Annotated in this window: 15 protein-coding genes; 6 read left to right on the top strand and 9 right to left on the bottom strand. The window is 63.1% G+C overall.

Annotated elements, in window-relative coordinates:
- Positions 1-8 precede the first annotated feature (8 nt).
- The 3 genes from OXT71_22325 to OXT71_22315 are packed head-to-tail and all read right to left on the bottom strand — an operon-like array spanning position 9 to position 3,769.
- On the bottom strand, positions 9-1,535 hold the full coding sequence (locus OXT71_22325; protein ID MDE2929133.1) for a hypothetical protein: 1,527 nt from the start codon (positions 1,533-1,535) through the stop codon (positions 9-11).
- A 54-nt stretch (positions 1,536-1,589) separates the two neighbouring features.
- The gene (locus OXT71_22320) at positions 1,590-2,636 is read right to left on the bottom strand and encodes a DUF4432 family protein (GenBank protein MDE2929132.1); all 1,047 of its coding nucleotides are present in this window, start codon (positions 2,634-2,636) and stop codon (positions 1,590-1,592) included.
- Entirely contained in the window at positions 2,633-3,769 is a 1,137-nt protein-coding gene (locus OXT71_22315; GenBank protein ID MDE2929131.1) for an NAD/NADP octopine/nopaline dehydrogenase family protein, read from the bottom strand. Before OXT71_22315 ends, OXT71_22320 begins: the two co-directional genes overlap by 4 nt.
- Positions 3,770-3,989: 220 nt before the next feature.
- Here OXT71_22315 and OXT71_22310 point away from each other — a divergent pair, with 220 nt between their 5' ends.
- Both OXT71_22310 and thiD read left to right on the top strand, forming a co-directional pair.
- The gene (locus OXT71_22310) at positions 3,990-5,201 is read left to right on the top strand and encodes an aminotransferase class I/II-fold pyridoxal phosphate-dependent enzyme (GenBank protein MDE2929130.1); all 1,212 of its coding nucleotides are present in this window, start codon (positions 3,990-3,992) and stop codon (positions 5,199-5,201) included.
- Positions 5,198-5,998, top strand: a complete 801-nt coding sequence (gene thiD / locus OXT71_22305) for a bifunctional hydroxymethylpyrimidine kinase/phosphomethylpyrimidine kinase (protein MDE2929129.1) — start codon at positions 5,198-5,200, stop codon at positions 5,996-5,998. The genes OXT71_22310 and thiD overlap by 4 nt, the downstream gene beginning before the upstream one ends.
- Before the next feature lie 48 nt (positions 5,999-6,046).
- Here thiD and nth read toward each other — a convergent pair whose 3' ends face one another.
- Both nth and OXT71_22295 read right to left on the bottom strand, forming a co-directional pair.
- Complete coding sequence (gene nth / locus OXT71_22300; protein MDE2929128.1) at positions 6,047-6,700, bottom strand: endonuclease III; 654 nt, start codon at positions 6,698-6,700, stop codon at positions 6,047-6,049.
- 11 nt (positions 6,701-6,711) lie between these two features.
- Positions 6,712-8,469, bottom strand: coding sequence for a hypothetical protein (locus tag OXT71_22295; GenBank protein MDE2929127.1), 1,758 nt, complete (start codon positions 8,467-8,469; stop codon positions 6,712-6,714).
- A 153-nt stretch (positions 8,470-8,622) separates the two neighbouring features.
- Between OXT71_22295 and OXT71_22290 the strand changes: the two genes are divergently transcribed.
- Together OXT71_22290 and OXT71_22285 are read left to right on the top strand one after the other, a co-directional pair.
- A complete protein-coding gene (locus OXT71_22290; protein MDE2929126.1) occupies positions 8,623-9,297 on the top strand; it encodes a radical SAM protein in 675 nt (224 codons plus the stop codon).
- Positions 9,297-10,325, top strand: a complete 1,029-nt coding sequence (locus tag OXT71_22285) for a histone deacetylase (protein MDE2929125.1) — start codon at positions 9,297-9,299, stop codon at positions 10,323-10,325. Before OXT71_22290 ends, OXT71_22285 begins: the two co-directional genes overlap by 1 nt.
- A 2-nt stretch (positions 10,326-10,327) precedes the next feature.
- Here OXT71_22285 and OXT71_22280 read toward each other — a convergent pair whose 3' ends face one another.
- Positions 10,328-10,942, bottom strand: coding sequence for an HAD-IB family phosphatase (locus OXT71_22280; protein MDE2929124.1), 615 nt, complete (start codon positions 10,940-10,942; stop codon positions 10,328-10,330).
- 109 nt (positions 10,943-11,051) lie between these two features.
- Positions 11,052-11,294 carry a hypothetical protein gene (locus tag OXT71_22275; GenBank protein MDE2929123.1) on the bottom strand — a complete coding sequence of 81 codons (243 nt, stop codon included), beginning with the start codon at positions 11,292-11,294 and terminating at the stop codon, positions 11,052-11,054.
- A gap of 149 nt (positions 11,295-11,443) precedes the next feature.
- On the opposite strand from OXT71_22275, the gene OXT71_22270 reads away from it, so the two are divergent.
- Together OXT71_22270 and OXT71_22265 are read left to right on the top strand one after the other, a co-directional pair.
- Complete coding sequence (locus OXT71_22270) at positions 11,444-11,779, top strand: YtxH domain-containing protein (protein MDE2929122.1); 336 nt, start codon at positions 11,444-11,446, stop codon at positions 11,777-11,779.
- 84 nt (positions 11,780-11,863) lie between these two features.
- Complete coding sequence (locus OXT71_22265) at positions 11,864-12,382, top strand: hypothetical protein (protein MDE2929121.1); 519 nt, start codon at positions 11,864-11,866, stop codon at positions 12,380-12,382.
- A 51-nt stretch (positions 12,383-12,433) separates the two neighbouring features.
- On the opposite strand, the gene OXT71_22260 is transcribed toward OXT71_22265, so the two are convergent.
- The gene (locus OXT71_22260) at positions 12,434-13,429 is read right to left on the bottom strand and encodes a ketoacyl-ACP synthase III (protein ID MDE2929120.1); all 996 of its coding nucleotides are present in this window, start codon (positions 13,427-13,429) and stop codon (positions 12,434-12,436) included.
- A 5-nt stretch (positions 13,430-13,434) separates the two neighbouring features.
- Entirely contained in the window at positions 13,435-14,724 is a 1,290-nt protein-coding gene (lspA, locus tag OXT71_22255) for a signal peptidase II (GenBank protein MDE2929119.1), read from the bottom strand.
- Positions 14,725-14,747: the final 23 nt, after the last annotated feature.

The raw sequence follows: 14,747 nt of genomic DNA, 5'->3' as shown, positions 1-14,747 counted from the left end.
CCTTTCGCCTACCGGAACCGCAGGGAGAACAGTTCGGCGTCTTTCATCTCGATCCTGAGGCGCACGGTGCGCCCCGCCAAGGAGGTCAGGTCGGAACCGGTCCGCCAGGCGACGACCCGTTCGATCTCGTCTCCGTAGATCTCGGGACAGTCCTCCATCCCGAATCCCGGCAACGGCGCCCCCGTTTCGTCCTGGACCTCAACCCGGATTTGGCCGGCGGCCGAGGTGGAGTAGTTGAGCACCAGGCGGGAACCGGAGAAGGTCAGGGGACGGGTCAGGACCGTCCCTCCCGAATAGGGCGCCCGCAGCGATGCCAGGCCGTCCACTCTCAACACTCCCCGCCGGATGGACATCCGAGCTGTCTTGCCGTGCTCGATGAAATAGAGGGACATTTCCCGTTCTCCGGTGGGGACCAGGCCGGTGCCCACGTGGATGGAACGTTCGTGCCAGGCCAACGGGTCCCGGCCCGGACGGAGAAAAGCCTCCATGTATCGGCGGTCGAAGTTCAGGCCGTCCCGGCTGAACATGAAGACGATGTCGGAAAGACCGACGTGTTCCCAGTCCGGATCGGCTTTTCGCGTGGGAAGAAACCGCTTCGGGAACATGAGCAGGAGGCCGGGGTCCCGGTAGTAGGGAGTCGCGGAGTTCTTGTACAGGTGCTCCAACGGGGCTCCGCCCAATCCGATGTACTCCTGTGGCGACCAATTCGCGAAGTCCTTGGAGACGTACCGGCGAATGTCCCGGATATGGGTCATTTCCCGCGTCTCGCCCGACGGAAGCTTCATGGTCACCGTGTGCGCAGTGCGGCCCACCCGGTCCGATCCCGGGGGAGGCAAGCCCTTCCGGTACCAGCCCCGCGCGTAGATGGCATAGTGCCGGCGCACCGAGTCCCAGAGTGCGATGTTGTGGGAATCGAACTGCGGGTCTTCCACCAGAGCCTTCACCATGGGCTCCTTGTGGAGATGCCGCCATTGCAAGCCGTCGGGCGAAGCAAGTCCGTAGATCACCGCCCGCCGTTTCCCCGACTCGGTGATCTCGTTCAGATTGGTGATGGCCTTGTACCGCGCATCGGCCCGCGCATCGGGGTTTTCGTCCTTGAAAACGGAGAACGACCTCCCGTCCGCCCCGGCAATGGGCCAGATGATGTTGTTGTTGCGGGAACCGTCGAATTCGATGAGTCCCAAGTTGGGCTTCACCCAATGGATCCCGTCCAGGCTCTCCGCGTATGCGGTCAGAAAGGGCCTTGCCAGGTATTTGGCGCGGTACCACATGCGGTAGCGATGCCCGTCCTTGATGACCACCGGGTTGTACATGTAGATGTCTTCCCAGGGCCGGTCGACCCGAATCGCCGCCTCGCGGCGCTCGGGACGGTGGAGCACACGGCGAACGTTATCGGCAGACTCGACGAGCCAGTCATCCAGAAACAGTTGCAGCCGTCCGCCGAGGTGCCGCACTTCGCTGCCTGAAACCTCGGTCGAGCCGGCCAGAAACAGGAATATGCCGGCCAGCAGGGGAAACCCGGTTCTGCTCTGCATCAGATCCTCCCTAGTTGCGCCTTGATGCCGGCCTCCAGGGCGGCGGCCTCAGGTTCAATACTCGATCCGGCCCTCGGGGTCGACGCGCCGCGGTTCTCCCTGGACCTCGAACGCCGTGGCGCACAGAACGGAGTGGAGCGATTTTCCCGGCGGCAACCGGTGTTGGGTCCCGTTTTGCACCGCCTCGGCCAGACCTCCGCCCGCCGGCGTGGTGTTGGGCTCGATCCCGGCCACGTAACATCGTCCCCACCATGGATAGTCCGCGGAACCGCACAGCTCCTCCCAGAGCCAGAGGCAGGGGAACACCTCCCGGTCCCAGGACATGGCGAACCCAAGTCCGCTCTCCTGGTTGACCAGGGCGTACCAACCCTCCGGGAACTCCCGCAGGAAGCTCTGCATGGTGACCCGCGCCGCCGGGGGCGGGATCCGGGAGACGTCAAACGGCTCCCCGTCCACTGTCTCGACCATGGGATAAGACTCGAAACGCCGCCCGGGGGCCAGGAAGAGGTTGGAGTCATCCGTCTCCACCATCCGCGCCGGCGTAAAAAGGCGGCAATGTTCGCTCAAGAAGGGAGCCCCCAGGGCCGGATGGTGGCCCCAGATGAAATCGGCGGCGTCCGCACCCTCGTTCGTCACCGTCTCCTCGATCAGGAGCGTGGCCCGGCCGGCCTCCAGGGTCAGCCGCTTTTCCAGCAAGAAGGGAGTCCGCACCATGCGGGTCCGGAATTGGACCGAGATCCTGCGAGAGGTTTCCTCCACGATCCGCCAGGTCCAGGGCACCTTGCAAGCCTCGCCGTGAACTCCCAGCTCGGCACCCCGATAGGTGCAGGCGGCCCCGGCGTTGGGAAAGAGCTCCTGCCAGCCTCCGAAGTAGTAGTCGAGGAAGGAAGAAGCCGGGTTGGCCGTGTCCTGAATGGTGGTGGCGGGATCTCGCACCCCCCAAGGAGCCTTCCAAAGAAAGTCCGTACCGCTGGCCCGGTGGCGAAAGGAGAAGATGTCCGTCCCCTTCCCCGCCAGGACGACCACCTCCAGGTGCCCGTTCTCCAGGACCAGGCTCTTGATCCCGCCGACGCTGGACTCGGCGATCCGGCACGCTCTCATCCCGGCATCTCCCCGGTTTCCGCGAAGCGGAGCAACTGGTCCCGTCCCATCCCGGCGATTCCCAGCCGCCGGACGGTCCGGCTGGAGGCCCTGAAATCCTCACCCAGCGCCGCTGACGCGAGCGCCACCAATCCATCCATGAGTGGGGTCGCCACACCCAAGTGCCGGCCCAGAGAGCTCCATGCTCCCAGTCCATAGGGCACGTCCTCGGTCAGCCAGCGGGTGTTCAGTTCGCCGGGAGCCTTCAACTGGGTCAGCATGCGACTGCCGTTGATGGTGCTCCAGAGGTCGCCCCGGGGACCGAAACCGGCGAGGAAAAAGGCCTCGTCCACGACCGAAAGCTCGAAGCCGAGTGCCCGGCCCACCTGCCGGCGTTCCCGGTCGACGCCGTAAATGGCATTGCACACGCCCGGCGTGACGCCCTCTTCGTAGAAGTAGAAATCTCCTCTGGAATATTCCACCCGGCCGGCGTTCATGAGGACTCCGGGAGGGTGAACCACGGGGTTCATGGCGCTCAGACCGCACTCGAAAACGTTGCCGTAGCAGGAGACGGCCGAGTTGTCCTCCCCGTCCGGCTCACCCAGACCGTCGACAGTGAAAATGGACCGCAGCAGGTCCCTGGTCCGGCCCGTTTCCGACGCCGGGAGCACGCCGAGACCCAACGCGGAGACGACTCCCCAGATATGGGCCGAGTCGGGGGTGAGCTTCCGGCAGACGTAGGGCGCCGTATCGGTCTCGGCCAGGGTGATCCGCGACGGATCCCGGCCCTTCTCCCGCAACAGGGTGTGGAACTCCAGCGTCCCCAGCGTTCCCGGAAGCAGGACCAGGGTATGGCTCTCTCTCAGGTAGGGAGCGCAGGCCAGGGCGAAGGGGCGGTGGGCATACGCGGGAACGATGAGCAGGAGCAGGTCGTTTTGCAGCCCCTCCTGGAAATCGGTGGTCAGGGCGTGTATGCGGGCTCGGCCGCGAGCCGCCACGCCGTCCAGCACGATCCCGCCCCCGTTCCGGACCGGGTCGAGCGTGTAAGCGAAGTCGGGATGCTCGCAGATCGTCACCTGGAAGCCGCGCAGGCTCAAATTGGCGGCAGCGGCGAATGCGGTATTCCCTCCCCCCAGAATCGTCAGGTTCCTCATGGCATTTCTCCGCAGACCCACTCAAGCGACCGCGTATTCCGGCCCATGACATAGCCAACCCGGCGAGGGTTAGTCAAGTTTCGGCGGCGGCAGATCCCATCCGCGGGCACTCGCCCGGCGGGCTCTTGCGGGACGGACCATTGCAAGCGTACTCTTTTCGGGAGGTCCCCGGAGCGCGGCGCTTTTCGGGACCGCGTGGTCCGGATTCGAGGCAGTTGAATTGAACAAATACATCGGTGAGAAGGCCTCCCGATTCACCGAGTCGGTGATTCGGGAGATGACCCGTCTGGCATACGAACACGGCGCCATCAACCTGGCCCAGGGCTATCCGAATTTTGCCGCACCTCAGGTGGTCAAGGATGCCGCTTGCCGGGCGATCCAGGAGGACATCAATCAATACGCCGTCACTTGGGGGGCCCCGTCCTTTCGCCGGGCCGTGGCCGAAAAGTACCGCCGCGTCTACGGCTGGGACGTCGATCCCGACGTGGAGGTGACGGTCGCCTGCGGTTCCACCGAGTGCATGATTTCCACCATGCTGGCCCTGGTCAATCCGGGCGAACAGGTCGTGGTGTTCGAACCCTTCTACGAAAACTACGGTCCCGATTCCATCATCGCCGGAGCGACTCCCATCTATGTTTCCCTGGAGTCGGAGTCGGACTGGGCTCTGGACTTCGACGTGCTGGAACGAACCATCCGCGATGCCTGCGACCGGGGCCGGCTGCGGGCCCTCATCCTCAACTCGCCCAACAACCCGTCGGGAAAGGTCTTCAACAGCGACGAGCTGAATCGGATCGCCGAGCTGGCGGTCCGCTACGACTTCTATGTGTTCACCGACGAGATCTACGAACACATCCTTTATGATGGGCACGTCCACCAGCCCATCGCGCTGCTTCCGGGAATGAGAGAGCGGACGGTGACCATCAGCGCCCTCTCCAAGACCTTCAGCGTGACCGGGTGGCGCGTCGGATACACCATCGCACCGGGCCACCTCGCCGGAGCCATCCGGAAGATGCACGACTTCCTGACGGTCGGTTCCCCGGCGCCGCTGCAGGAGGCGGGAGTCACGGCTCTGGCGATGGAATCCGGCTACTACGACCAGTTGGCCCGAGACTATCTCGAACGCCGGGACTTCCTCATGGAGGCGCTGGTCCAGTTGGGTTTCCGGGTCTGGAAACCGGCCGGAGCCTACTACATCATGGCCGACATCTCCCAGGTGACCGACAAGGACGACGTGGCCTTCGCCGCCGAGCTGGTCCGGGACTACGGGGTCGCGGCCGTCCCCGGCAGCAGCTTCTACCGCCCCGGCAGGCAGCAGGGAAAACGACTCATCCGCTTCGCCTACTGCAAGACCATGGACGTGTTGGCCGAGGCCCGTCGCCGGCTCTTGCGGCTGCGCAGCGGCAGGGGGCGATCCGGGAACCGGCCCCGGTGAGGCCGATTCCCTGCGCACTCACGGTCTCCGGCTCCGACAGCGGCGGCTGTGCCGGAATCCAGGCCGATCTGAAGACCTTCGCGGCGCTGGGAGTGCACGGGATGAGCGCCATCACGGCGTCCACGGTGCAGGACACCCGCCGGGTGCATGAGATTCTCCCCCTGCCTCCCGACCATGTCGCCCGCCAGATCGATGCCGCCGTCGGGGACCCGGGAGTCGATTCCGTCAAGACCGGGATGATCCCCTCCCCCGAGGCCGTGGAAGCGGTGTCGGACAGGATCCGATTCCATCGCCTGGAGCGGATCGTGGTGGACCCGGTCATCCGGAGCGGATACGGCCATGCGCTGGCCGGCGGGGAAGCCGTTTCACGGATGAAATCTCTCCTCTTTCCCCTCACCCTGGTCCTCACTCCCAACCGGCACGAGTCGGAGCTGCTGACCGGACGAGAGATCCGCTCCGAGGAAGACGCCGTCCAAGCGGCTCGCCTGCTGCTGGACATGGGCCCCCGAGCCGTCGTCATCAAGGGGGGCCACTTCCGGGACCCGGAGAGCTCGACCGACTTGCTTTTCACCGGCGCCGGCCGGGTCCGGTTGAAGGGGCCTCGCCTCTCCTCCCGGGACACCCACGGCAGCGGTTGCACCTTCGCTTCCGCCATCGCCGCGCATCTGGCCAGGGGAAGCGGACTGGAGGAATCGGTTCGCCGCGCCAAGGACTACGTCACGGAGGCGATCCGCCATTCCCTGCGCCTGGGAACCGGGAGCGGACCACTGGGACATTTCCATGCATTGGGAAACTGATGGGAAACGATAGTCGAAGAGTCGAGGAGGAACACTCCTCATGTTCTCTTATTTCGGGGCAGTCACTCCGACTCTCGGGCAGAGGTCGGCGAACGCGCACTCTTCGCATCGGGGACGCCGAGCCTGACAGACGCGTCTCCCATGGTGGATCAGCCGATGCGCGAAGTTGATCCACTCGTCCCGGGGGATCATGCCCATCAGGTCCTTCTCCACCTTCACCGGCGTCTTCTGGTGGGTCAGCCCCAAACGCCGTGAGAGACGACCCACGTGGGTATCCACCACCACCCCTGAGGCGATGCCGTAAGCGGTTCCCAACACCACGTTGGCCGTCTTGCGAGCCACTCCGGGGAGCTTCAGAAGATCCCGCATGTTCGATGGGACTTCTCCATCGAACTCGTCGACCAGCTTCGTGGCGGACCCGTGAAGGCTCTTGGACTTGTTTCGGAAGAAACCCGTGCTCCGAATGATCTCCTGGAGCTCGTCCAGATCCGCCTCTGCCATTGCGTGGGCGTCCGGGTATCGGCGAAAGAGGGCCGGGGTCACCATGTTCACCCGGGCGTCCGTGCACTGGGCGGAAAGAATGGTGGCCACCAGGAGTTGGTACGCACCGTCGTGATGGAGTGCGCAGGTGGCCTCGCCGTACTCCTGCTCCAAGAGGCGGATGATCTCAAAGACGCGGCGAGCTTCCTTTCGGTTGATCATAGTGCGCCGGACTAGAGCTTCTTCTGGATCACGTATTCGCGATCCGGCTCTTCCGCATCCGGTGGAGGAGTCGTCCTGCGCTTGGAAGGCCTGGAAGTTCTGGGAGGCCGGCGAGAAGACCGTCTCCGAAAGACCCCGGCAATCCCGGCGAAAACCAGACCCACGAACACCCCCGCCCCCAGGGAGATGGGAGAAAAGCTCCGGATCAGGTAGGACATGAGGCCCGGCGGCGTCAAGTAGAACTCATGGGGATCCAGAGAGATTTTCTGGTCGTCCGAGTTGACGAGTTCAACCCGCAACTGAGCCCGCTCCGGTTCCAGGATTTCACCGTCCAGGATCCAGGCCCACTCGATCTCCTCCCGGGGCTTGGCCTCCCGGGCCACCTCCCCCTCCATGAGAACCGCCCTCAGCCGGTCGCTGTCGAAGGTCCAGGAGGGCTCAACCTTGAAAGTGCCACCGAGGGAATCAAACAGGACCCGCTCTTCCTCCTGGAATTCCACCCGATCCGGAGACTCCAATAGGAACTTCACCCGGCAGATCTGTCCCGGGTGTTCCGGAGTCTCGATCTGGAGCCGGCCGACCCGCTTGGAAAGCAGATAGAGGTCGGCAATATCCAACGGCTGACCGTCCCGCTCCTGGACCGATCGCTCCAGCCGCAAGCCGGCACTCAGGCGTGAGGCCATCTCCATGGCGTCGCTCTGCCGTTTGGCCTTGAGAAACTGGGCTTGAATGCTGTCCTTGTTGGAGGTCAGACTCCGGAGTTCCGTGGAGAGCCGCCGGTTGCGGCCCTGGACCTTCTTCAGATCGGCGGTGAGCCTCGTATTGGCCGCTTCCCGCTCGTTCAGGTCGGCGCGGGCCTGCGCCAACTCCTCCGAGAGCTCCTCCCGCTTCCGGCGTGCCGACTCGATGCCCTCACTCAACGACTGCATCCTGTTGTCCAGCTCGGCGTTCGAGGCCTCTTCGACGTTCAGGCTGCTCAAGAGCCCGCTCATCTTGACCTGGGTGTCCTTCAACTGCTCTTCCAGAGATCGGCGGGTCCTGGCCGACTGCGTCTTGTCCCGCTCCAGCTCTCGGACCTGGGTTCTGAGACGGTCGAGTTCGACCGTCATTTCCGTGATCTGCACGCGTTGCTCCCGGCTGGCCTGTCCCAAACGGGACGCGTTCCGATCGAGGGTCCGGTGTTCCTTCTGGAGCTGAGAAAATTCCCGCTCCAGTTCCTGGTACTGAGGGCTGTCCTCCACGATGGTCCGCAGCACCACCTCATCCGAAGTGTTGGTGGTGGTGGCGAATTCGCGGACCAGAGTCTTGACCTGTCCCCGGATGAACTCTCCCTTGGCGGATTCCAATTCCTTGTAGGAAAGCCCTTCGGTCAGGCTGCTCGCCAAGCTTTTTTCGAAGTTCTCTCTCTGGGGAAAGGTCTGTTGAGTCGAGGCGGGAAACCGGAATTCCAACGAACCCTCACGGTTCGTGCCCACCGATGAGAACCGGAACCGGACGGTTCTGTCCCTGAAATTCACGTCGATGATCCGGACCTGATCCCCGACCTTAAAGCTCACCGGCTGGTTCAGGTTCCCCCGGTCCAGCTTGGCGCCGGTATCCAGGACATGGATCACCTGCTGCAGTCCCCGAACCGGGACCTTGAGAAAGACCGCCTTGTTCTCGAAGCGTTGAACGTATTCGTCCCGAATTTCCCGGGCGACCCGGGGATAAACGTACGAAAACGCCGCGACCGCTACCATGCCGACGGCCACCCGGCCAGTCCATTTCATCTCGGTGTCTCCTTGACCTCTTTCATTCGATTCTAGCAGCCGGAGGTGAAATCCGTCACTGCACGAGCCCGTCCGAGCCTTCTCCCGTTCTCTTCTTCCCGTATCCTCTTTTCCTCTCGCCTCTTCTTCCCAGGTATACTACGGGCGCCACCAATGACGAGCACCGCCGCACCGGACCGATTGGCCAGGACTCTCCCCGTCACCGAGATCTTCTTCAGCATCCAGGGAGAGTCCAGCTACAGCGGACAGCCCTGCGCCTTCGTGCGGCTGACCGGTTGCAACCTCAGGTGCAGCTATTGCGATACCGAGTACGCCTTCGAGGGGGGCGTCCCCATGTCCCTGGCGGAGATCACAACCCGATTGGACCGGTATCCCACCGACCTGGTGGAGATTACGGGAGGAGAGCCTCTGCTTCACCCTCTGGCGCACACTCTCATCAGCAGCTTGCTGGACGCGGGCAAGCGGGTCCTGATCGAGACCGGGGGCAGCCTGGACATCCGTCCGGTGGATCCCAGAGCGGTCCTGATTTACGACATCAAGTGTCCGGACAGCCTCATGGAGGGAAGAAATCGGTGGGAGAACCTGAATCACCTGAGACCGCACGATGAAATCAAGTTCGTGATTTCATCGCGGCGCGACTTTGAGTGGGCCAAGCAAAAGACCCTGGAACTGGAGCTGACCAGGAGGCACCTGGTTCTGTTTTCGCCGGAATGGAACCGCATGGACGCGGCCCGGCTGGCCGGTTGGATCCTGGAGGACGGACTGCCCGTCCGCATCCAGGTGCAACTGCACAAGATCTTCTGGGGAGCCGAGGCAAAGGGGGTCTGATGCGTTACGGCCTGGTTCTGGATCCGGTCTTCCTCGAACACCGGGTCCCACCTGAACATCCCGAGCGTCCGGACCGGCTGCGAGCCATCTCAGAGGGACTGTCCGCCCAGGCGTCGTTCAAACGGCTGGTGAAGGTGTCCCCCGCTCCGGCCGCCGAGGAAGCCATCCTTCGGGTCCACACACGAGATCATTTGGCCCACATCCGGGGAACGCGGCTTCAGCCGCTCCATCCCCTGGACTGGGACACCTATTCGGGCGGAGCCTCGCACGACGTGGCGCTGTTGGCAGCGGGGAGCGTCATTCGAATGATCGACCTTCTCTTTCGAGGAGACCTCGACTCCGGGTTCGCGGCCATCAGGCCGCCCGGCCACCACGCCGAACCGGGGAAGGCCATGGGTTTCTGCCTCTTCAACAACGTGGCCGTGGGCGCCCAGTGGGCCTTGGACCAGGGCCTGGTTCGGCGCGTGGCCATCGTCGACTTCGACGTCCACCACGGCAATGGCACCCAGGCCGCCTTCTACCACCGGGACGACGTCCTGTACGTCTCCCTGCACCAGCACCCGCTTTACCCGGGAACCGGCTACTACACCGAAGTGGGCGTGGGAAAGGGCAAGGGGATGACGGTCAATTTCCCAATTCCCGCCGGTCAGACCAACGGCTTCTATTCCTCCCTGCTGGCCGGCATGGTGCTGCCCATCCTGGCCAGCTACGAACCCGGGTTGATCCTGGTCTCAGCGGGATTCGACGCCCACCGGGATGATCCCCTGGCCGGCATGCTGTTGAATGAGCGGGGCTATGCCGGGATGGCAGTGGACCTGAACCGTGCGGCAGCGAAAATCTGCGGCGGCAAGATTCTCTACGTGCTGGAAGGGGGCTACAACCTGAAGGCCCTGGCGGCGTCGGTGGAGACGACGGTGGCCGCCGGCCTGGATCCGCCGGAAGCGGGTCCCGAACTGGAATCCAGTCCCAATTCAGGGCCCTATATGGATCAGATCCGTCCCGTCCTGAACCCGTATTGGCCGGTCTGAAATCAGTCCGCCTGCAACTCGTCCTGCAACCGGTTCCGGACCTCCCGGAAGGTATCGTAGGGGAAAAAGTCGAAGCCCCGCTTCCGGCAATACTTCGCCAGGTAGCGTTTTGCGAAGACGCGATCCACATAGGGAAGAACACAGATGTCCGATATGCCGTCGCCTATGAAGGCGACCTCATCGGCCTCGCTGGCCGCCCGCACCACCAACTCCTTCTCCGACTCCGGCCGCCGATGGTAGCGCCAACTCCGGCCCTCAATCCGGGCCGTATGCGCCACGACCGGAACCCCCAGGTCTCCGATCATGAAGGCGATGATCTGCTCCAGCCCCGAGCTGACGACGCAGAGGGGAATCGATGATTCTCGGCACCAGTTCACGAATCCGGGAAACGTAGGATCGACTCGGACCATTTCCTTGAGGCAGGCGGCGACCTCTTCCCAGGAGGCGTCAACCGAGGCGATCTCCTCGGCAATCACCTCGGCTGCCGACAGCGTGCCGTTCTCGAATTCGGACAGCAGGTCTCGCCGATAGCCGTCGCCCCCTCCGAATTCCTGAACCAGCAGGACGATGGAGTCGCGATCGGTGATGGTTCCGTCGAAATCGGTGTAGATCTTCATCTGGAGCGCGAATGAAGCCACGGGCCGGCGGCAGACCCGGCCAGCAGTCCCGGTTGATAGAGGCAGAAACGGTACTACGCAGTAATTGGGTGCGGGGTCCGGACTCCGTTCAGCCGAACTTGACCTTCAATTCCACCGGCAGCCGGAAGACGACGGCGCACTCCTCGCACTTGATCAGCACCAAGGTTTTTTTCTTTCCGAACTCGCTCTCGATTTCCTGCCGGAGCGATTCATCGGGCTCGTTGTAGTATCCGGCAAACGGATAATATCGCTTCAACTTGCCGTGGCAGGCCTTGCCCTTGGCGTTTTTTTCGTTGCACACGACCTGTCTCGGCAGCAAATCCTTGATCACCGCAGCATCCTTCCCTGACAGCCGGGTATTCTACCCGAGACCCGTCCGCCTCCACAAACCGGGCCGCGGCCCGAGTTCGCCACGCCCCGTCATGGCTATGATAACCTTGAACGGATGAATCCTGGCCGGGACGGGAAGGAGTAACAGCTATGGCCTCAAGTGGAGACAAGCTGGTCTATTTTCTCATCGGCAGCTTTGTGGGTGCCTGTGCGGCGCTGCTGCTGGCTCCCCAATCGGGTGAACAGACTCGGGAGCTGTTGGAAGGCAAGGCCCGGGAGGGTGCCGACAGGGTCGGCCGGAGGCTCCGGGACGGCAGGGACACATTGGAGGAAAAGGGGCGAGAGCTTGCCGGCCGGGCCGGTGAGACCCTGAACCGGGAACGGGAGAGCCTCCGGAAGAAGAAGGAGCAACTCGGAGTCGTCCTGGATGCCGCGCGACGCACCTATCGGGGCGAGTCGCGGACGCAGGAAGAGTCCGCCGACTGAGGTCCGGACAGAAGCCAAGCTTCCCGATTCCGGGGAGGGCGCGCCTGCCCTCCGGCAATCCAGTCGCAACCGCGGGGAATGCACGTGAGCGCTGAACTCCTGTTGATCCTGTTCATCGGCATTACCGCCCTCTCCATGAGCCTGCAGGCCCTCTCCGTGTGGCGGGCGGCCAAGACGGTTCGAAAGGTGGCCGAGGAGCTGCAAAAGGAGACCCGGAACCTTCAAGCCGCCGTCGATTCCGTCAGCGCCAAGTTGACCCAGGTGTCCGAGAGCCTGGAGCCGGTGCGGCAACTCGGCAACGAGTTCAACGACAACGTCCGCTTCGTGATGGGCGCCTTCCGGAGAACCACCGAAGAGGTGGACGTGTTGGTGAAGGACGTGATCCGTCTGGGGCATGAACAGGCCCAGAGAGTGGACGGACTGGTCACCGACACGGTCGAGAAGTTCGAGCAGACCAGCGAAGTAATTCAGAAGGACGTCTTGAAACCCATTCTGGAAATCGGTTCCTTCTTCAAGGGGATCCAGTCGGGACTGTCGTTTCTGTTGGGGCGGCGAGAGAAAAAGACCACAACCAAGTCGCCCGAAGAGGAACTCTTCATCTGACGCCGCCGGCCGGAGTGTCTCTTTGACGAGGCTCCCGCCAAGTATTCCGAGTTACGGCGGATCCATTCCCCAGCCGAGCAGGATGCCTCCCCAGGTGAATCCCGCTCCGAAGGAGACCATGAGGACTTTGTCCCGTTTCTTCAGTCGTCCCTGCCGGTGAGCTTCCGCCAGACAGGTGGGGATGGTCGCCGCCGTGGTGTTGGCGTAGCGGTCGATGTTGACGGCAACCTGTTCCTCGCCCAGTTTCAGGCGCGACATGGAAGACTTGATGATTCGCATGTTGGCCTGATGGGGGACGAACAGCGAAAGCTGATCGGTGGGAATGCCGTTTCGCCGGAGCAATCCGACGGAAGTGTCGCACATGACCCGAACCGCGAACTTGAAGACGTTCCTCCCGTCCTGATGGACATAGTGCATCCGCTTGTCCACGGTTTCATGGCTTGCCGGGCGTTGGCTCCCTCCGGCCGGCATGTACAGGAACTTGCCTCCTGACCCGTCGCATCCCAGGGTCGCGTCCAGGATGCCGACATCCTCCTCTTCGGTGGGCTCAAGGAGGACCGCCCCGGCGCCGTCTCCGAAGAGCACGCAGGTGGCCCGGTCCTCGAAGTCGATGATGGAGCTCATCACATCGGTTCCCACCACAAGGACCTTCTTGTGGGTCCCCGTCCGAATGAACTGCGCAGCCGTCGAGAGGCCGAAAAGGAATCCGGAGCAGGCCCCGGAAAGATCGAACCCCCACGCGTTGGTGGCCCCGATCTTCTCCTGGATCCGGCAAGCGGTCGAAGGGAACATCATGTCCGGCGTGACGGTGGTGACGATGATGAGATCGATGTCTTCAGGACGATGTGGCGTGCCTTCCAGAGCGTCTCGGATGGCTCGAACCGAGAGATCGCTGTTCGCCTCGTCCTTGCCGACGATTCGGCGCTCCGAGATCCCGGTTCGCTCTCGGATCCACTTGTCGGAAGTTTCCAGTACCCGGCTCAAGTCGTGGTTGGTGACGCGCTTCTCCGGAACGTACATCCCCACGGCCGTTATGTTCGCCCGAATTTCGCTCAACTCGGCACTCTCCTTAACCGACCGTGGCAAAAGTCGTCACGGACTGTGAACTCCAGCGCGGTCTCGATCCCGCTGCGATGAAGAAACCGGCCCGGCTCCCCGTCCGGCCTCCGGCCGGCGCCGGATCCGATTCGGATGATCTCCACTCCATCCGGCAACTCCAGGCGGAACTGTTTGTCCCGAATCCTGACGTTCTCCCGGAAACGGCTGAAGATGTAGTCGTTGCGATTACCGATGGGCTCGATTACGGACAATCTCTGGATGAGCCAGGTCCGGGAGGACAGTTCCAAGAGCAGATAGCTGAATTCAGGCCGGGCCTGAACGGGCGTCAACCGCAGGAGCAGGTTGGATTCCTCCAACGGTCCTTCCCCGGTTTCGAACTCCACCATGAAATCGTCCCGTATCCGTTTGGGTCCCAGCAGGAAAAGCAGCGGCGTATCCGCAGTCTCCGGGTCCAGGTCGGCGATCGTCACCTGGTTCTCGGCGGGGACGTAGAAGAAGGTCTGCTTGCCGTCGGCCACGAACAGCTTCCTGGTGGGGCGCCGGTACTCCCAGTACATTTTTCCAGGGCGCTTCATCAGCAGGACCCCCTCGCCCCAGTCGCTTTCGAAAAAGACCCCCTGCGATTGGAAGACCTGCCGGAAATCGGCGGAGAAGCTTTCGACCCGATCGTACCGGGCCTGGACCCGGTCCACGATTTCCAGCGCGCCGGGAGAGGCCGATTCTCCCAACAGGGGCGCCGAGAGCAGTCCCGCCAGGAGAAACGCGCCCAAAGAGCCGGAGTTTTTCCGGCTGGGCCGGCTCGATGCCCGGTCTCCGCTGCCCGCTCCGAAAAAGCCCTGGTAGAGAATCACCGCGACTCCGCAGGTGATTGCGGCATCAGCCAGATTGAAGGTTGGCCAGGCGAAACGGTCCTGCCAATGAAAATCCAAAAAATCGACGACATACCCACGCCACAGCCGGTCGCAGAAATTCCCCAGGATCCCTCCCAACAGGAGCCCCATGAGCAGTTGGACGCCTCTTTCCTCGGGAGGGCTGGTCCAGATGTAATACAACACCATGACCGCCGCCGCGACGGCCAGGACGGAAAGGATCACCGGTTTCCACGCCGACGGATTGGAATGGAACAGGCCGAAGGCAATGCCCTCATTGCGGACGAAGTGGATGGCGAAGAATCCATCGACCACCTTGTGGTAGTGCAGCCAAGGCGTGCTCTTGACCCACCACTTGGTGAGGAGATCCAGCGCCAGCACCGTCGCCGCCACTCCCAGCGCCACGAGTTTCATCGTCTTCTCCACCGCGCCAAAGG

The sequence above is a fragment of the Acidobacteriota bacterium genome, assembly GCA_028874215.1.
GTDB lineage: Bacteria > Acidobacteriota > UBA6911 > RPQK01 > JAJDTT01 > JAJDTT01.
Note: the sequence above shows the minus strand (reverse complement) of the source record. Positions and strands in the feature narration are given on the sequence as shown.